Origin of the sequence: Lysinibacillus agricola, assembly GCF_016638705.1 — a bacterium.
In the GTDB taxonomy this organism is placed as follows: domain Bacteria; phylum Bacillota; class Bacilli; order Bacillales_A; family Planococcaceae; genus Lysinibacillus; species Lysinibacillus agricola.
Genome location: NZ_CP067341.1, coordinates 3,331,533 through 3,350,155, shown reverse-complemented (window position 1 = coordinate 3,350,155; position 18,623 = coordinate 3,331,533). Strand labels below are relative to the sequence as shown.

16 protein-coding genes are annotated in these 18,623 nt (G+C 29.9%); 1 reads left to right on the top strand and 15 read right to left on the bottom strand.

Going from position 1 to position 18,623, the window contains the following annotated elements:
* Positions 1 to 32: 32 nt before the first annotated feature.
* The 12 genes from FJQ98_RS16665 to FJQ98_RS16610 all read right to left on the bottom strand — a co-directional run bounded on the left by FJQ98_RS16665 (position 33) and on the right by FJQ98_RS16610 (position 14,118).
* Positions 33 to 1,487: a hypothetical protein gene (locus tag FJQ98_RS16665; RefSeq protein WP_053595662.1), complete on the bottom strand. Its 1,455-nt coding sequence runs from the start codon at positions 1,485 to 1,487 to the stop codon at positions 33 to 35.
* A gap of 208 nt (positions 1,488 to 1,695) precedes the next feature.
* Positions 1,696 to 3,204, bottom strand: coding sequence for a hypothetical protein (locus FJQ98_RS16660; RefSeq protein ID WP_053595663.1), 1,509 nt, complete (start codon positions 3,202 to 3,204; stop codon positions 1,696 to 1,698).
* Between the two features lie 32 nt (positions 3,205 to 3,236).
* Positions 3,237 to 4,988, bottom strand: a complete 1,752-nt coding sequence (locus FJQ98_RS16655) for a hypothetical protein (protein WP_053595664.1) — start codon at positions 4,986 to 4,988, stop codon at positions 3,237 to 3,239.
* Between the two features lie 10 nt (positions 4,989 to 4,998).
* Positions 4,999 to 5,829 (bottom strand): hypothetical protein, encoded by an 831-nt coding sequence (locus FJQ98_RS16650; protein ID WP_053595665.1) that lies wholly within the window; start codon positions 5,827 to 5,829, stop codon positions 4,999 to 5,001.
* A gap of 82 nt (positions 5,830 to 5,911) precedes the next feature.
* Complete coding sequence (locus FJQ98_RS16645) at positions 5,912 to 6,475, bottom strand: hypothetical protein (RefSeq protein WP_053595666.1); 564 nt, start codon at positions 6,473 to 6,475, stop codon at positions 5,912 to 5,914.
* Positions 6,476 to 6,892: 417 nt separating this feature from the next.
* On the bottom strand, positions 6,893 to 8,125 hold the full coding sequence (locus FJQ98_RS16640) for a hypothetical protein (RefSeq protein WP_053595667.1): 1,233 nt from the start codon (positions 8,123 to 8,125) through the stop codon (positions 6,893 to 6,895).
* An 11-nt stretch (positions 8,126 to 8,136) separates the two neighbouring features.
* Positions 8,137 to 8,334, bottom strand: coding sequence for a YonK family protein (locus FJQ98_RS16635; protein WP_053595668.1), 198 nt, complete (start codon positions 8,332 to 8,334; stop codon positions 8,137 to 8,139).
* Positions 8,335 to 8,466: 132 nt separating this feature from the next.
* Positions 8,467 to 8,760 carry an HU family DNA-binding protein gene (locus FJQ98_RS16630; RefSeq protein WP_053595669.1) on the bottom strand — a complete coding sequence of 98 codons (294 nt, stop codon included), beginning with the start codon at positions 8,758 to 8,760 and terminating at the stop codon, positions 8,467 to 8,469.
* A gap of 146 nt (positions 8,761 to 8,906) precedes the next feature.
* Entirely contained in the window at positions 8,907 to 9,710 is an 804-nt protein-coding gene (locus tag FJQ98_RS16625) for a hypothetical protein (RefSeq protein ID WP_053595670.1), read from the bottom strand.
* Positions 9,710 to 12,484, bottom strand: a complete 2,775-nt coding sequence (locus FJQ98_RS16620) for an RNA dependent RNA polymerase (protein ID WP_241774598.1) — start codon at positions 12,482 to 12,484, stop codon at positions 9,710 to 9,712. The genes FJQ98_RS16625 and FJQ98_RS16620 overlap by 1 nt, the downstream gene beginning before the upstream one ends.
* Before the next feature lie 23 nt (positions 12,485 to 12,507).
* Positions 12,508 to 13,641 (bottom strand): competence protein CoiA, encoded by a 1,134-nt coding sequence (locus FJQ98_RS16615; protein ID WP_053595671.1) that lies wholly within the window; start codon positions 13,639 to 13,641, stop codon positions 12,508 to 12,510.
* A gap of 243 nt (positions 13,642 to 13,884) precedes the next feature.
* Positions 13,885 to 14,118 carry a hypothetical protein gene (locus FJQ98_RS16610; protein ID WP_053595672.1) on the bottom strand — a complete coding sequence of 78 codons (234 nt, stop codon included), beginning with the start codon at positions 14,116 to 14,118 and terminating at the stop codon, positions 13,885 to 13,887.
* 396 nt (positions 14,119 to 14,514) lie between these two features.
* On the opposite strand from FJQ98_RS16610, the gene FJQ98_RS16605 reads away from it, so the two are divergent.
* Positions 14,515 to 14,715 (top strand): hypothetical protein, encoded by a 201-nt coding sequence (locus FJQ98_RS16605; RefSeq protein WP_143114904.1) that lies wholly within the window; start codon positions 14,515 to 14,517, stop codon positions 14,713 to 14,715.
* Positions 14,716 to 15,921: 1,206 nt separating this feature from the next.
* On the opposite strand, the gene FJQ98_RS16600 is transcribed toward FJQ98_RS16605, so the two are convergent.
* The 3 genes from FJQ98_RS16600 to FJQ98_RS16590 all read right to left on the bottom strand — a co-directional run bounded on the left by FJQ98_RS16600 (position 15,922) and on the right by FJQ98_RS16590 (position 18,328).
* The gene (locus FJQ98_RS16600; RefSeq protein ID WP_143114907.1) at positions 15,922 to 16,206 is read right to left on the bottom strand and encodes a hypothetical protein; all 285 of its coding nucleotides are present in this window, start codon (positions 16,204 to 16,206) and stop codon (positions 15,922 to 15,924) included.
* A 229-nt stretch (positions 16,207 to 16,435) separates the two neighbouring features.
* Positions 16,436 to 17,404 carry a hypothetical protein gene (locus FJQ98_RS16595; RefSeq protein ID WP_053595675.1) on the bottom strand — a complete coding sequence of 323 codons (969 nt, stop codon included), beginning with the start codon at positions 17,402 to 17,404 and terminating at the stop codon, positions 16,436 to 16,438.
* A gap of 699 nt (positions 17,405 to 18,103) precedes the next feature.
* Positions 18,104 to 18,328: a hypothetical protein gene (locus tag FJQ98_RS16590; RefSeq protein ID WP_053595676.1), complete on the bottom strand. Its 225-nt coding sequence runs from the start codon at positions 18,326 to 18,328 to the stop codon at positions 18,104 to 18,106.
* Between the last annotated feature and the right edge of the window lie 295 nt (positions 18,329 to 18,623).

The window sequence follows — 18,623 nt, the reverse complement described above, 5'->3', positions numbered from 1 at the left end:
TTTATTTTATGTATTTTATTTATTAATTTTTATTACTTAATTTCATACTTTTGTAGAATGGTTTGAGGTATTAAATTCTCACCTTGTTTAGCATTTACAATAATGTCTTTAGTCGTAATAGAGTTTACTTCTGTGATTGATTTACTTTTAGCAACCTCATTTACAACAATCTCATTTAACTTTTGTGCATCTAGCGATTGCAAAGCCTCTTGAACTTCAGTTGTTTTAAACGTTTCTTCTGAAAGTAACTTTTCATAACGAGATGAAAGTTCTGTTAACTTAGCTTCTTTTTCAGCAGTTTCTACTTGCTCCTTATATTTACCTAATTTTTCAACAGTAGAATTTAACTCCGTTACTTGAGATTCTAGAGCTGTTTTAGCCTCTTGTTGTTCAACTACAGTGGAATTTAACTCAACTACTTTTGCTTCCAATTCTTCAATTTTGTTTTGAAGTTCAACTACTTTTGCTTCATTTGTCTTATCCATTTTAGACAACTCCTCCTTTGTACTATTTAATTCTGTTTGTAATTTATTTAACTCTCCATTAATATTAGTACCTACAACTTGATAAGTAATTTCTACTTGTTGATAGTCAGAAGATAAAACTACTGTGTCATCATTTAAGGAGTAGTCAATTTTATATAATTTATTTGAATCGTTCCATTCTTCAACGATAACGTACGTCTGAAATACTTCACGAATCCAATATTTATAAGATCGCTCTTCTGTTGTAGGGTTTACAGGATTGATAAAATTATAGATTTGTTGGCGAATGTCATCATGACTCAACTCGCTTATTTCGATATGAAATTTAGTTTTGTATCCTTTGTTAAATAACTCTTTCTCAGCCAATTTATTTACTCCTTTCTGTTCATTTTTAATTTTTTGTAGATCATTTTTTACCGCCATCGCAATTTCACGTTGCGCTATTGAAATAACTCCTGCATCTGAATCTGCAGGAGAAATGCTGCTACCTAACAAGCAATTAGATAAATATGTATACTCTTTTGCAACACGATAGTCTTGAGTAGGATTGTCTTCATATGCATAAATTTCAACTTCAACTGAACTATCAGCATTGTCTTCATTAAATAATTTTTCAACACATGCTATAATTTCAGGATATTTATAGTTCCACAAGTCTGCTTTGGCGTATAATGCTTTCACATCCTCATCATCCTCAACTTTATCAATCCATACTTCTTTAATTGTTCCAATAGCAATTGTCTCTAATCCAACAATATTGCCGTCATCATCAACTATTTGTTCGTGTGTTCCTAAATCCTCAATTTTATCAAAGTATTTAGTTACAACAGGTTTATTAATTAAAGAATTCATATAAGTTTCTGTATAGTTTTCTTTAAAATCAAGTCCGTTCGCATTAGTAGTATCAAGCTTATGTACTAGCATTACTATTTCTCTAGATACGTCATCTTTACTTGAAATCTCTATAATAGACGATGTTAGTAATTGCCTTTTTTTAGTCATCAATTCACCTCCTTCTAATTGAATTAGGCATCATTAAAATGTTTTTATGTATTTTCTTTATTAATGCAGATATCACATTTACAATCGTTTTCATGTACTGGCTTCTTAATACCCAATTCAATAAAAGTATGTTGTTTTTTAGACGCTACTTCTGTATTAGGATTAACTTCGAAAGTAGGGGAGTAACCTTTCATATAATTCACCTCATTTAGCTTGTTGATGGCTTAGGATTGTTATTACTGCCACTAGACTTGCTTTTAATTGTATTTTCGTTGGTAGGATTATCTACTTCAGGAGCTCCACCATTATCAACTTTACCACTTTGAGTATACGCATTTGAAGCAGGGTAGAGGACGCTTTCCGTTTTCAATATTTTGCGCTCATATTCAGCTTGTCCAATGACATTTTCATAAGGAAGACCAGTGAGTGATTCTAACCAGAATTTAGAAGTTCCTGTTTGCATATATAAATCTTTATATTTATCGATATATTTTTCGTGATTTAATATTGTAGATTTAGCAAAAACAAAATTACAAGAAACTGATTTAGGTAAAATATTCTTAAGGTAGTTATTAATTATTACTTCAAATTTTTCTAATAGTGTGTGGATGTATCTGAAGAATTTCTGACTGTTTAACGTGGCAGAACTAAAGTTATTACCTCCACCACCCCAAAGTACAGCAGGGCTGATGCCTAAGTTTGAATAAATATCATTTTCAATTTTTTCATATAACTCTTTCTTAAATAATTCAGTATCAACATCTAATGTATCTAATTTAAAGAAGTGGGGGAGGGCAATAGTTCCTGTTCCTGAATTATCAGTACTTGAATTTGGATTTATACCATTCTTTTTCTTAAATAACTTACTCACTTCATTAAAATAAGCTGTAACAACTTCTTTAGGCACTGGCTTTGTACCGTCTTTATCTAAATGTCCTGCTGAAAGAATAACTATTGTTTTCAATAGTCTGTCTGCTACTGAACGTTCAACTTGATCAATAATCTCCTTTTGCAACAGAGCAGACCACGAGCCTATAGTTAACGGTAATCCATAGGGCATATTCCTGTTACCATCGATATTAATTACATCGGCATCCTTTAATTCTACGTATCGATAATCTTCACCTTTATTCATGTACAGGCTATATTTTGCTAAAGATACTTCTTCAGGCAGCGACTCGATAATAGCTAATTTGTCATTTACATTCTTACATTTTTTAATAGTATTTAAATCAAATTCTACTACCCATTTACCGTTACGCTGTTTATTAATTCGTAAATCGTCAATATCCAAAAATTGAACATATCGCTTACTACGCAAACAAGTGACGATTGTACCCATTTCACCAACTTCAAATAATCCATCTCGAACAAATTGCTTAACATCAATTTCACGTAAAAAGTCATTAACTTTACGTTCATAATTTTTAAGTTTCTTTTCATCATCTACTTCTGACCATGAAATAATATAATCTAAAGTAGGGAGCGACTTCAATGAACGCAATACTTCTTTAATAATTCCATGCTTATTAGTTAGATATTTTGATGCTTTTTGAATTTCTTTAATATTAGAATATGGATTCTGTAGATACCTATATAAATCAGTTAAACTAATATCTCGTAAGGAACTACCAGAGCCATATTGAGTAATGAAATCAGTTAATCCTGCAACTTCGATCCATTCGTTGTAATTTGATGAAGTATTATCTTCAGACATTTAACCCCTCCTTTCTTTATGTATTTATTTAATTAAAATCCTGATTGCATGAAAAATAGATAATCATCGATAGAAGAATTTACATTGTTCTTATTATCCATTTCTAATTCTTTGATGTAATACATGGCATACCCTAGACTCGTAACCCTGTCTCTTTTAGTTGCCTTAGCAATACGATTGTATAGTATGTTACTGAGACCACTAATTTCTTGTTTTATATTACTTAATTCTTGTATTAATAAATCAGTATTAACGTGAACTAGAAATTCTTCATTAGTAACCTTACCTTGTTTATAATCATTATCAATTTCAGCAGAATTGACAGCTAATCTTAAACTCTTATCTTCAAAACAAGTCTTCATATATGTGTACATCGTATTATTAAGTTGATTCGTTGCGGCTATCTCTCTGATTAAAGGATTTGCATTTTTAATATTTGTATATTTAGGATTGCCATCATCAGGAATAAGAGGAGGGTATTCAACCATATCTCCATTGGCATTCATATGTTCCCAAGATTCAGCTAATAAAGATGGAAGAGCTTCACCGTTTCCTCGAACATCAATTACTAACTTTTGAGTATTTTCAAATCTTAATAACAACTCTCTTAAATATTTAGCTTGTTCAGGCAGAGACATTCCGTTATGTGTTTTTATATACACTAACTCTTTGATTATAGATCCATTTGGTTTTTCTTTTAATTTTATAACCGTTGTACAAGCGTTATCGCTACCAGCTTTGTCCGAAATTGCTACGTCATGCGAAATTACATATGAATTAACTGCTTTTTTAGGTTGTCTGTATTCCACCTTGTCAAGTGACCTTACACTTTCTGTCAAGTCATAAGGGAAATAACTGTCATTACTATTTCCAACAAAAACAGCTTCATATTCATATGCGAATTTATCAGAAGTCATACTAGGTTTGGATTTCTCTTTAACTATGTCGTCTTCATAATATATTCCTGCATTAACCCCTACCTGATAGGGGAGGGTGCATACAAAGTATTCCTTATTACCTTCCTTCATACTGTTATAATGAGTCATAAACCTTTGATATAAATCACAAGTTTTCAAGTAGGCAGAAGATATGTATATAAGTTTACCTTTCTCTATTGGCATTTTATCTCCGTAAATCATAGACAGATTTATCACTGTATTACGCCTAGTCTTGGTCATCGGGGCTAAAATTTCTGATACGATATCGTCTGACACAATCCTCGCTTCATCAATTAGTATCTGCGAAAACCTCCATGAACGAGCGTTTTCACCGTCATGACCTAATACAATTGCTCGTATTTCAGAACCATTTTTAAAAATTACAGAACAGTCATCTGAACCAGTTTTAATATTCTCGATTTCACGCTTTACGTTTTCATTTTTATATAACTCACCTTTAACTTTTTGTACAATTACGTTACGTGATTGCTGTCCTTTACCTGAGGCAATGCCCAGTTTTATTGACGGGTAAAGTATCGCCACGCAAATAAAAAATACGGCAGAAAGGTAACTTTTACCTAGTCCTCGACTAGCGATAAACATTGACTCTTCATGCCTTGCCATTGCCCTTAAAATTACACGTTGAAAAGGGTATAACTTTAACCCTAAAATATTTATAGCGAATTCATCAATGTAATAACGATAGTAAGATATAAATTTGACCCATTCCTCAATATCTATTTCTTCTAATTTTGCAGGATCATAACTAGCTGAATTATCGAAGTCGTTGTAGTTGTTGTCTTTTATTTTTCTGTTTTTATGACTATAGTGTTTGTAAGATGACATTTAAATCACCTCACAACGATTTCAAGATGTGACCAAAGTCATTTAGCATTTTGTCGATGTCATCTTGTTCGGTAGGGATATGCTCTGGAATAAATGTTTTAGTTTCAACTAATTCAAATACTCTACCAAAGCATCCTAATCCAACTTCATTTTGTCCACGTTGACTTTCAGAGAATTGAGCTGATTTGGAAAGTGTATCAAATACATCTTTAGCATCTTTATAACGCTTATCTGCTCCACTAACACCTTCTAATACATCTCTGAAGCAATTGTCCATATGTAGACTTGCTTTTGCTATTTTCTTTGCATAGTCCTTATGATTCTCTGTAACAATTTTAAAATCCTTATGTAATCCATTTAAGTAACCTTCTAGATACTCTATCTCAGAAGGGGAGTATTCCCCCATCCACTTCTTGTTGTACGATTTATTATCTTTATCGTTGAAGTCATTTTTAATATCTACTTCACTAGACTCTACATTAATTGTATTATCGCTGATAACAAATGCAAAATCACTGTCTTTCCAAGATAGTGAGATGTTTTGAGGCATGGCAATATTCTTCATATACAATTTAAAGTAGTTAGATTTAGTATTTCTAGATTCTGCTTCACTTATAGCAGATTCCCACAAGTCTTGAATGAAAGGCTTATCTATCATTCTAAGTGCATCTTTAACTATTTCAATATTGTAATTGTCTTTTTCAGTTGGCTCTACATAATTCCATATACAAATTTTACAAACTCCAACTTTACCAGTATGCTTCATGAATTGAGAAGGTGACGAGTAGAAATCTTCCGGTTTCTTTTCTTTACCGCAACAATTACATGTTATCTTATTCAAAGTAACAACCTCCTTGCTGTCAAAATAAAAAGAGACATCGCTTATACGACATCTCTTGTATTGAAATTAAATTATGTATGTATTAACTTATATTATTTAAAACTTCTTCAAATTCCCCCTTGGCAAATCTCAATGTAAACTCTTCAAATTGTTCTGGAGTATTACTTCCATATCCATAATTTCTATGATAAAGTACATGTACATCATGTGCTAAACAAACACCTAAAGGATAAGAATCATGTATCTTGGAGAATGTATTTTTTATTAAATCTAATTCATCATCTGTATAATCTTTAACCTGCGGTAATCTAGATAATTTTAATTCAGATAATGTTTCTTCGACTATTAAATTAAATCCATATAAATGGTGAATATCATCAAATTTTTCACCAGATAATACACATTTGTAATCGCTTTTCCTCATACTTTCCTTTTTCCAATCAGCTATTATTCCTCTAAGTAAATCTTTGAGTTCACCAATACCGCCTTTGAATGAAGGACTATACTTACCATTTGTCATATCTCTGTAACATTCTACACATATTGAAATTTTAGATTTCCTTAAATTTGCAAAATTATTGGTTTGTACACCAATCTCTGTATGCTTTTCGCAAATGAATTGTACTGTAATTTCTTTTAAAAACATATTCCAATTCTTCTTTACTAGCATCACAATAAATTTCTTTTAGTTTATTATTTTCTTCATCGTTCCATTTTTTATTTTTACCCATATACATCATTCCTTTATGTATTTTCATTCCTAAATAATAAAAAGAGTAGGAAAGTGTAAGGAATGTGTACACTCATATCAGGCTCATGACTTCCCAATATTTCCTACTCGATAAGCATCTCTACTTTATTGCACACCTATAAAGGAAAGGGGAGTAATCTGCATAGATGTGCTAAAAGGAGAGGTTCTATGAATAATCAATGAAAATAAAAACAAACGTTATGTATTTTATTAATTTAAATAAAATAACCGTTTTAACAAAATTTTTAGCTGCTGTATGTATATAAAAACTGAGAATCTAATATCAAATATTAAGTTTTTCATATGTATCACCTAAATATTATGTATAGTTTTCAATAAATCTGATTTATATTCAAATAAACTGAAATATTTACCTGCACCAACGAATGATTCTTCTCTATGCCATTCATCAGTTTTAGCTTTAGTAGGCAATGTTCTAAATACTACACCGAAATCATCTTTAGATTGTGAGAAATGAAGATGACCACTATGAATCTCGACAACCTTCTTGTCGGCAATAATTTTACCGTATTCCTTGTAAATGGTTTTACTAATTCGATTTGATCCTTTATCTCCATGTAGACTTAGAATAGCAACGTCTTTCCATGTGAACATTTTCTTGTTTTCAATAGAAGCATCAAATTTAACTTGAGGAAACTTAACTTCTAATGCCCTAACTAAACCGTAAGTCATAACTTTATCATGATTACCACATACGTAATCAGATACTACATTATTCGAATTCTTCAATGAAGCCTCATAAATGTAACTGTAGAAAGTAAATGCATCAGTCCAAGCATTCTCTATATCTACTTTCTCAATTGCTGTGCCATTGCTAGTATGTCCTTTAAAGTCGTCATGGTGCAGTAAGTCGTTTCCGATTGGAATATAAATAGTGTCCCATTTCTTAGACTCGATTAGCTCCAAAATCTCATTTAATGTTTCACTGTAATATTCTAAATCATTAATTCCAAAGTGCATATCTACTAGAGGTATTTCTAACAAATTTTCACCTTTGAAATCAATCTTATTTATTACTACTTTTTTAACTTTATCTTGTAGTTGTGAAAGCACATTTTCAATATCAAATTTAACTGATTTAGGTTTAACTGTGATTTTACTCGAATATAAAGTCTTATCGATAGATTGATTCCAAATGGAATTCTTTGCATTTACTAAATCAAACTCATTAATATCGAATCCATGAGCTTCTAAGATAGTCTTATTATCTAATTTATCATTTTCATTAATGCGAATAAGCTTATCAGATGAATGAGTTCCATCGCCTTTGATTTCGTTTGTTTGTTTATATGAAGGTAAATCATTATTTCCAATTAATTTAGACTCGATGTAGTCCTTCCAATTCAAATACTGACCATAATCCTTACGCCACTTGGATTCACTGTAATTAGAACCATATTCCTTATTTAAAAGTATGGTAGCTTCATCAGATGAAATATCATAATTATCTAAATTAGTGTATAGGCGTATGTGATAATCTTTAAAGCTTTCTATTTCTTTACGTTTTAAGTCATAAGAAGTCATTTAATCACTCCTTAATCTTCAATTGGCGCAATTTCATTATCTTCTTTAATCGAAATAGTCACGCTTTTACCATTAAAATTAGCAAGTTCTTTAAAGAAATCATATACGTATTCAACTTCTTTTGTTACTTCCGTAATAGTAGAGCATCCTTCATTAAAATTTACATCTAAAATACCTTTGAATCCTACTTGGTTGGTCTTCTTAGCCATATTTATTTCTCCTTTTATCCACATATTGATTTTTAATTAAAATTAAAAGGATAGAGAAGAGTAGGGGATAACCCTACCACTAACTCTATCCAAGTATTAAAACGCCTGTATGAATTTGCTATGTATTTAAAATTAACTGTTTAACTTTTCTTTAAACTTAGGCATTGCTTTCCACTTTGTAACTCGTTTTTCTGGAACTTCAATAGGTTCACCGGTTTGTGGATTTTTTTTGGTACATGCTGCTTGTACTCCCTGAACAATTTTAGCAAATCCTAGGGTTACATCAGAACCTCCTACTAACATTTGTTCAATTGCATTAATTACATCCTCTGTGCGAAGAGTGGCTTCATCATTAGACAGCTTTTCTCCTGTACGTGCTAAATTTACCTCTTGTACTTTTGATACCAATTCTGTTTTAGTTGCCATAATTTTAATTTCTCCTTTTATCCATTTGATTTTTGTTTTATGTATTTAATTAATTTGACAGATTCATTCTCTATCATATATACTATTTGTCATCGTCGCTTGAAACCATTAGTATCATTGGGTTTGTTGGGTATAAGCAACGGTCGTTATTTTCTTTTATTATTATATCTGACATGTTTCTCCTTAATTTTTATAATTTTACATGAATTACAATATTGATTTTTGTAGTTAGTGTTTCTAATTAAATTTCCACACTCAATACACTTTTTCACCTTCTTGCTTCCATAATAGTACTCATAAGCTAATCCAATATTGTCAAAGTCATTTACCTCAAATATAGTTTCCTCATCTTCCTCAATTTGATTTAAAAACAACAACTCTAAAGATAGTCGATTAGTAGTACGAGTCAATCCATCATCATTAAATTGCTTAATTGTTCTATGTATTCCTTTTTCACGATATGTACGAGTTAGTTTTTCATTTAAAGTATCCATCAATGACTTATAACTATATTCTCCAGAACCACCAAAATAGTTATTTTTAGAATCAATGCCTCGCATTTTTGCTCTAGCATTATTTAATTTGTTGATTATTAGCAATGAGAAAATAATCTTCTTTTCTAATTCTTCATATTTTAATGACTCAATAAATTCCATTTCTTTTTTCGTCACTTCAATTGATTCAATTTGAATTAATACACTGTCATCCTTTAAAGCATAAGTAATCGCATTATCAATCATCTTGTAATGCCTAACCTTATTGAACCAACCTTTACATTTCTTCTCACAAAACTCATACAGTGATTTCTCGATAGCGTCTTTATCTTGACCAAGATGTTTGTAATACTTAGCTAAAGTTTTTAAATCACCTCTAATTCCAGTGTCTAATTTGTTCTTTTTCAATAACTCTTCTATGTATTCTTTTTCTTTATAGTATTTATTCATACCCATTAAAACAATTCCACCTTTCTAACAGTATATTTTTTATTCAAATATTCAATTTCACCATCTTCATCTTGGATAGGGAGGTATAAATAATCTTTATTACTTTTTAAATTATCAACAATCTCATCACCAAACAGTGACCACATTATATCTTTATTTGACGTTTTGTTATCAACACAGATCATATGAATCACGTAATTCATTAATTCTTTCTCGTTGTTACATACTCCAAGCAACTCAACCTTTAATCTTTCTCGAACAATATTAATATCTTGTGCGACACTTTCATCATAGGTAGTTTTAACACTAACTTGTGTATTATTCATTTCATTTCTAATCATAGAGTTGAATTCTGAATATTTCTTTTTCACTTTCTTATATGTATCTTGGTTAAACTTAATATCTTTATTCATGAACGATTCATAGTCATCAAACCATTCGTCGAGTTTCAGTAGTTTCTTTATTTCGAAATCAACCGACTCGATACGTTTGCAAATTTTATTCATTACACAATCAGATTCAATTACTGGTGATTTACGATAAAATTCATCTATGAAGTTTAATTGTTCGTCATTCATACGTTTAACGCTCTTTAGTTCAGTTAGGGTTATTCCTAATCGCTGTAATGATAAAATTTCATATTTCTTCACATGATCTTTGTATTTCTTTTTTGTATTACTGTATAGATGCATAAAGAAATAAGGGTGTTTATCAAGTAAAATCCTATTATTCAACTCTCGTTCATATCGTTCTTGTTCGGTTTCATCTTTAATGGGCAGTTGGTATTTTACCCATTTAGGGACTATACCTTTAACTTCTTGTCCAATTTTAGTTTTATCAATTTGAGCCGATTGAGCCTTAGTAATTGACTTGATTCTCCTAAGAGTGACTTTATACTCCTCAGATTCAGGAGATAGATTAGCTAGTAACGCATATCCAGAAGTTGATTTATTAGTTAGTCCTCCAATAATACTATTAAAACTAAATGTATCGGCATTATACAAATCGTTCTCAGTAGGAATCACCTTAGATGGTTTAGGTGCTTCATACACAACTGGTAATTCTTTACGATAAACTCCTTTGATTACTGATTTATCAGATGTAGTAGCGATGATATCATAATCAAAATCACTTCCTGCAAAACGATCAGTTTCATTGCCATGAGCATTTAAAATAATCCCACTGTAACAATATTTATACCACTTTTCGGTATCATCATTCTTAATTAGTTTCAGCAACACATGCTCACTACGATAGGTGAGGGGGCTGCGACTTGCTACAACTTCTTCGATGTTGAGATTATTCCAATAGTTACTGTAGTGTTCATCTTCGGCAAGCAAACCTTTCACTTCTTTTCCACACACTGCCTCCATCATAGCAAAAGGGTCAGATACAATAACCTGAAAGTTACCATCAACAATTATTTGACCAATAGAAGCATTCTGAATCTTCTTTTTGAGCATATTATAAATTTTGTTTCTTATGTATTTATCTTTTATTAGCTTAGGTTCAACAATTAAAGCTTTAATCCAACTAGCGTTTTTACTGTTTAGGAACTGATTAAATTTTTCTTCATTTGCATTCATTCCTACAAGAAATAGCATTGTGTAATACACATTCTCAGAAGTAACACCTTTGATCCACTTCACAAATTTATCTGTAATAGTAGCTACATCATTATCATCTAAGTTCAGTGTCTGTAAGAATTGATAATTTTGATAGAAGAATGTTTTATCATATTTAGGGGCATATATACTAATGCCCCATGACATATTATTCTCCACACAACATTGACGGTAATGGTCAACAGAAGACCAACTATCCCACAATTTTAGCTGAGATTCGGTGATTATTACATCTACACATCTTAAATCAACCAACATTGGATTATCGCTATCGTCCTTATAAATAGACTCTATTATATAATTACCTTCATTAAATTCTTCAACCCATTCATGTATATCAAATACAGTAAGCATTCCTTTGAGAAAACTGCCCCTAATGCAGAATTGTGATGGGATATAGTCAATTTCTAATTCCTTAGCCCATTTCTCAGCTTGTTTAGGAGATATCAATCCTTGACCATCGAAACGATTAAACATCTTTGTAATGGATTTTTCTTCAATTTCATCATCTTCGCTGTAATCTGTTTCAGTTACAAAGTTGACATTGAATGAAGTTGGACTTTCAAAATCCTTCACTACACAGAAGTTAGGTGTAGTTACTTTATATCTAGAGCTACCATATAAGCCTCTGTAAGCATTTAATTTAGCAGGAGCAATAGGAACGATTTTATTCCTACCATTGTCAGTACGATACCTTAATTCATCAAATACAGTTTCTGCAATAAATAGGACAGTATTAACTCTTGCTTGAGAAGCACTGGAATTGAATCGTTTATATTTAACGCCATTAATTAGTACCCCTTTACTATATAATCTCTTGTATTGTGTTTTGTTGCTCATCTCGATAGTTATGTATTCTGGAACGTAAATTAACTCATTTAATTTTAGTTGTAAATCTTGAAGTTTCTCACCATTACCATCGTCACTGGTCGAATTCTTCAATTTATGTATTTCTTTTTCTAAATATTTAAGCCTATTAACATCAATATGACGCTTAGTGATATCTAGAATCGTATCAATTAATTGATTCTCAAATACCGCAATTAATTCTTTATTATCGATAGCCTCATCAATGTTAATACTAATATCATAGTTAAACTTTTTTAATCTATCTGATTCGAATTTCATTGTTAAGTATTGTATTTGTTTACGCAACTAACCATCCTCCCATTACTAAGCTAAAACTTAATTGTTTTACATCTTACCATTCTTGTTTGTTTTATATTTTCATATTCTAAATGTGCTTTTACTTTTCCTGACAATACTGCATAATCGCCTACACTAATATTTGGACGTAGTGAAGTTAGCCATGTTAGTAAATCACCATCTTCTGTTACAAATTTATATAGTGTAGATTTGTAAGTCTTAAAATAAATTTTTTCCATCAGCAACACGTTTAGTGTAGTGTCATTTCCTATTTCTCCAACATAGGTACTGACTATTTCATCATTATTGTACTTATCCTTAAATTTCAAAAGATTATCATGTCTTCTTTTTCTATCTTTCATAATATCATCATAGTTATTGATGTAAGTATCTTTAATATCGCTTAACATTGAATTCAGCTCGTTGTTTATCTTAATACCATTATCAAATATAAAATTATTGATACTCTCTATCACGAAGCTCATTTTGTTGCTTAGATATTCGCTAAACAAGTCAAACTCTTTTTTATTAGAAAGTTGAAAATATGCTATAGAATTCTCTAATTTTTTATTTATATCTAAAATATTTAAATCGGTAATTATAGCTTTTCTTTTCACGTCAAGATAAATTAAACTATTGTTTAATAGTTCTTTCTCTATAAGTTTATAGCGCTTCATATGGTTTGGTTCTCCTGAACAAATTTCAATATTATATTTATCAATTCCTAAGATCCAAATATCATGTATTCCTGCCAATCTATACAATTCTCTACGAATGATAAATTCGCTTGCGATAGGGGAGCATTGAAATTCAATTACACACTTTTCATTATTAAATTCAAAATAGATATCGGGACGTTGCTTGGTTTCTGGTATCCAATGTTCTAAATTTACTTCAGATACTCCTTCTTGATTTTTAATCCACTCATAAAGTAGTATTTTTCCACTTCTATGTTCGTCTGTTTCTTGTTCGGAATAATACCCATTACATTCCTTCACTACATGTCTAAAATACGGAGGAACAACTTCTCCATGACAGTACTCATATTTTTCATTACATACAGGACATTTAAGAATGCCTTTACTAGACCATTGTTTTAATCTATATCTATCGTATTTAGTGTCCAAACAGTTTATTATTTCTTTACCGACCTTAGCAGTTAACAAATGAATCCTCCTATAAAATTATGTATGTTATGTATCAGTATCCTCTTGGTTAGTATTTAATATAATTTTATGTATTTATTATATTAAATTTCAAGACTTAACTACGTACCACTTATGTATACCTTTTTTAATTAATTCCAATTGATTTAACAAGGCTTTAAACTCTTCTAATAGTAAGTATCATTTCTGTTATAACAACACTGTATTAATTAGTAGCAATTTCATACTTCATATGTATTCCTATCAAAACTTCTCATTATATAACTTAAACATGTTACGCTTAATCTTCTTCAAGGAACTACTCTTAACTTTTCCATGCTGCTTAATATCTTGATATGCTTCTGATTCATAATTCTCTTCCGCACCCATACTAATCATTTCCTCTAGATAGTATAGTACTTCACTATTGTTGAAATTGTCCTCCTTTGCCATGTTCATTTCAAATACCTCTTCATTAATTGTTTCATAGTTCTTCAATATATCAATCTCCTTTTTTATGTATTTTATTAAATTATAACACAATTAAATTTAAAAACAATATTTTATGTATTTTGTTATTTAATTTGTGTTCTTGTTTATATAATACTGCGAAACTATCTAATCTACTAGTCAAATTACTAAATAAATTTAATTAATAAAATACAAATTATTCATAAATAACAAATTTCTATTAATTGGTAAGAAATTTTGTCGAAACATGTAGAAATATACAGAATATCATTTCATTCCTATTTGGATTGTAGTATTATCTATTAATGAAGGATATGTCAGACCTTAAATTATATCTGACTTTTTTAACTTTATACTTGTAATTTATAGAAAAGTTTCCAATAATTATTGATATATAATTAGAAAGGGGAATGAGTGATTAAAATGGATACTGTAAAGAGGGTACAAATAGAGAAAGATGAATCTGTAGAGTCTGCATTACTTTTGGTTATTAGTAAATTATCAGTCACACATCCAGAGGAGTCTTTAAAATTATTAGCAATGTGTGCTAAAGATGATATACCAAAAACAAATGTTTTAAATTATGCGCTAGATATCGTTGAAAGGGGAAATTATTTAAGTTAGATAAGAATTAATACATATCAATATATTGATACAAATGTTAGATAAATATCACAAGTTAAATACTATGGATTATTATATTTAAAAAATAGGTAAATAATTTGACTCGAAAAGACGATTAACATCAAAATCACCATTACTCGTAAATTGATCTACTTTCAGCAAAAGAAACGTAGAGTTTACAATGGAATTGATGCTAAATAGTCGATTATTTTCGAGTCTTTTTTATATTTATCTGAAGCTGCAAAATTAAGCTTATATTCAATATTTATAAGGCTTTTATGTGTATTGTATAGTTTAAGTATAAATTAGTCGTCTATGTTTAGTCGTAAATGTTCAATGTTTATAAGGGTTTTAGAGGTGTTAATAGGGTGGAAAGTGGTGTAGATGTGTTAATTGTGACTAATTTACTATACGTTAATATTCAATACTGGTAAGGATATTATGAGTATTTTACGATTACGATTACGAGTAGAAGTAAAAGTGAAAAATAGGTAAGTTGGACTAATTTTAGGTATATTGGATTATATAGTAGGAGAGTGGAGGTAAATTTATAGAAATGTAAAATCGAAAAAATTATCAACCTGTGTGGATAGATGTGGTAGCGTGGATATCTGATCACTCATTCAACCTCAAGATGTAAAGACACCCCCCATATCCAGTGTTTAAAGGATATAATGTATATTATTTTACCTATAACTGACAATAAATGGTACATAAAACTACCACTCACACTCCTACAACTCGCTAATAACTCATTATAAAATACGAACATACACTCCTATAACCATAAAAGTATAACTATATTATATAAAATTGATTTATTAGCTTTTATAAATGGCTGAAATACGTGACGTGTTATTATATTCGTTGTATAACAGACAGCGTTGGCTCAAGGTGTTCTAATTTAACAATTCAATTTGTGGATAATGTTAATAACTTGTGTATAACTTTGTTGATAATTTATAATTGTACTGTACTAATCTATACACTAATTAGTATCTAATTATTATCTATAACCTGTAATAAGCTACTAATTCATATAACTTTACCTACATATAATCACATTCCAACTACTCAATTCAATAAATATAAAATTCCATTATATACAAAATAAAAAAGTAGCAAGTATATTTCAACTCACTACTTTTTAGATAATAAAATTTAACTGTACCGTTTTATCTATTTCTTAGAAGTAAATCGAGACGGTTAAGTTATCTTCTTTATATATTTGCTGTTGTCAGAGTATCTATCTTTAATTTCTAGAATTTCATAACCTTTAAAATTTAAATATTTATTTATTAAATCTTTTTTATCCTCATAATGCCTATTAATATACCTCTTAAACGACTGACTAACCTCGCTAATCGGTATAGGTTTATCTATATCCATGTTATCAATCACACTAATAAAGCTATCAAGCTTCTTATCTCTACCATAGTCATACATACTATATAACTTATATACTGGAGCGATAATAGCTTGTTTATCCATATACATCTTGTTAATGTTGTCTAGTAATAATGTATATGAAGAGGCGATACTTTCTCTTACATCATTGTATGCTAAGTATACATCTAACAACCATTGATTATTTCTTTATGTATTTAATTAAGTAATAGGTAATCGAATACATAAACACTCTTTTCGTTTATGTGTGAGAAGTAAGTAACAATGTCTTTTTATTGTTACGCGCAGGCACTTAATCTTTTGATCTTAATCTTTAATGTTTAGGTTTGTTTTTATTAAACATTAATTTGACTAATCCTAGTTGCTCACCATCTCCAGCAAATACTATATCAGGATTAACAACTATCTTCATTGACCTTTTATCTTTATCAAAGAAGAAGAATCCAAATGCATATTCATCACCTATCTTTACATTGTTTAGAGTTGTCTTTAGTTTTCTGTAATCTTTATAACCTAATACATCTGATAACTCACCTAATGTCATAGGGATAATCTTATCTATATCAGTTTCATCTGGATTATGACTGACTATATTTGTATGTAGGTTAAGGAAAGGAAGTACCATATAAATATTTGCAATACTGCTTAACTGTCTACCATCTGCATTATTAAATAAATCTTGTACAGTCTTTCTGAACATTCTAGTAAAGCTTTTATTCTTAACTGTTACATTAAAGTTTTCTTTATGACCACGATAGAATAATTCTTTATTCATAATTAATTCGTTATGTATATTTTCAATTAATACTTTACTATCTATAAATTGATTAAGTAATACATATGATCGGTTCTTACTCAACTTTACAACTTCATGGAAATTTGAACGCGTTACAGATGTTGTAGCCTTACCTTTACCTGTTTTAAGCATCCCTGATTCCCATTCTATAAGTGTACCAAGATACATTAATCTTGCGATGTCAGGCTTCTTTATATCTGGAAACATATCTGTTATGCTTTTTGTTAATGTAAAGAAAGCAAATACAAATTGACCATTCATTGCTTCATGTTCACCTAACACTTTTAATGATTTAAATGCTTCTTTACTATTAATGGTTACTTTGTTCATAACTGGTATAAGCCATTGATGTTGATATAGATGACTAATATCTTCACCAGTTAATAGGTCATACGCTTTATTATCCTTAATGATAAAGTTTTGGCTTTGCTTAATCATTTTCTCTCTTGTTTCACCTTTGTATTTGTCATAATTAATATGATTCATAATTTTATATCTCCTATTCTTAATTGTTATAGTTTTAATTAAAGTTAAATACACTACTAATAGATTGTGATTAAGATACGATTCATACACTAAAATAGGTATAATAGTCAATGTTTGTATGGATATGCGTAGTATTTAACTACAACCGTCAAAGTTACATATCTTGTGGTTTTTACAACCGTCAAAGTTACATACTTTTTTATTTTATGTATTTATGTTGCTCGAGGCAGTATATCTCCACTTAATCACCTTTGACTATTCCTACTATTATAAACCTTCATAACATTATCCAATCTTTCGTTTCCATATGTATTTTCTACAATGCAATAATATTTATTCTTTTTCTTAGCAAACTTGAATCCTAACTCTTCTAATATTTTACCTTCAGTATACTTGCTATAACGTCCATCAGTTCCATTAATCCATACCCAATTATTTCTTTTGCTTGCTTTAAAGCCTTGATTGGTACACTTATCAAAAATCTCATCAATAGTAATAGTTACTCATCCTTTTCAATTTTATTTTATTCTTGCGAATGCGGAAGTGGAGCAGCTATACATTGTATCAGCTCTAATTATATTCAAATATACAACAATCCTTTCTTATGTATTTATATCACTAATTGCATAATGACTAATCATAAGTGACAGTAACGTAAAAAGAAACCACTGGTGAGGTGGTTTTAAAATTTGTATTTAATTAAATAACAATGTTTAGAAAGAAGTTCTCTAGTGCTGCGTCAAAGTCCGTTTCTTTATGCGTTCCATCAAAGCCTAATGCAGTTAAAGCAATATCATAGTTGTCATGATCTAAGTCACTACCATCTTCCAAGTAAATAAAGTCTTCAGCATCTCCACCATTTACTTTAATTTGAGTTAAACCTTTAGTTAATTCTTTGATTGCCTCTGTTTGTAATGCTGCCATTTTAATTTTCTCCTTTAGGTTTGATGCCGTGTTGCATCTACAACCTTGTGAATGTTTTATGTAAATCTTTAACTTAAATATAGTATACCACGTAGTTCGGTTTATTACAACCACTTTATGTATTTTGTTAAATAAAAAAACTAAAAGAAAAGAGCAGCTAATTTTATTTAAGCTGCTCAAAATATTATAACTCTCATTTTTAATTTCCCTTTGATCCGATCGCAGCAATTACAATTCTAACTATAAATACAATCACAAGTATTCCATACAATACAATAATAACCCAATCAAATAC

Excerpts from the sequence above, each read along its gene's own strand:
- FJQ98_RS16605 (WP_143114904.1), top strand. The coding sequence starts at position 14,515 with ATGGATACTGTAAAGAGGGTACAAATAGAGAAAGATGAATCTGTAGAG.
- FJQ98_RS16665 (WP_053595662.1), bottom strand. The coding sequence starts at position 1,487 with ATGACTAAAAAAAGGCAATTACTAACATCGTCTATTATAGAGATTTCA.
- FJQ98_RS16590 (WP_053595676.1), bottom strand. The coding sequence starts at position 18,328 with ATGGCAGCATTACAAACAGAGGCAATCAAAGAATTAACTAAAGGTTTA.
- FJQ98_RS16635 (WP_053595668.1), bottom strand. The coding sequence starts at position 8,334 with ATGGCTAAGAAGACCAACCAAGTAGGATTCAAAGGTATTTTAGATGTA.
- FJQ98_RS16655 (WP_053595664.1), bottom strand. The coding sequence starts at position 4,988 with ATGTCATCTTACAAACACTATAGTCATAAAAACAGAAAAATAAAAGAC.
- FJQ98_RS16595 (WP_053595675.1), bottom strand. The coding sequence starts at position 17,404 with ATGAATCATATTAATTATGACAAATACAAAGGTGAAACAAGAGAGAAA.
- FJQ98_RS16640 (WP_053595667.1), bottom strand. The coding sequence starts at position 8,125 with ATGACTTCTTATGACTTAAAACGTAAAGAAATAGAAAGCTTTAAAGAT.
- FJQ98_RS16630 (WP_053595669.1), bottom strand. The coding sequence starts at position 8,760 with ATGGCAACTAAAACAGAATTGGTATCAAAAGTACAAGAGGTAAATTTA.
- FJQ98_RS16625 (WP_053595670.1), bottom strand. The coding sequence starts at position 9,710 with ATGGGTATGAATAAATACTATAAAGAAAAAGAATACATAGAAGAGTTA.
- FJQ98_RS16600 (WP_143114907.1), bottom strand. The coding sequence starts at position 16,206 with ATGGATAAACAAGCTATTATCGCTCCAGTATATAAGTTATATAGTATG.
- FJQ98_RS16660 (WP_053595663.1), bottom strand. The coding sequence starts at position 3,204 with ATGTCTGAAGATAATACTTCATCAAATTACAACGAATGGATCGAAGTT.
- FJQ98_RS16645 (WP_053595666.1), bottom strand. The coding sequence starts at position 6,475 with ATGTTTTTAAAAGAAATTACAGTACAATTCATTTGCGAAAAGCATACA.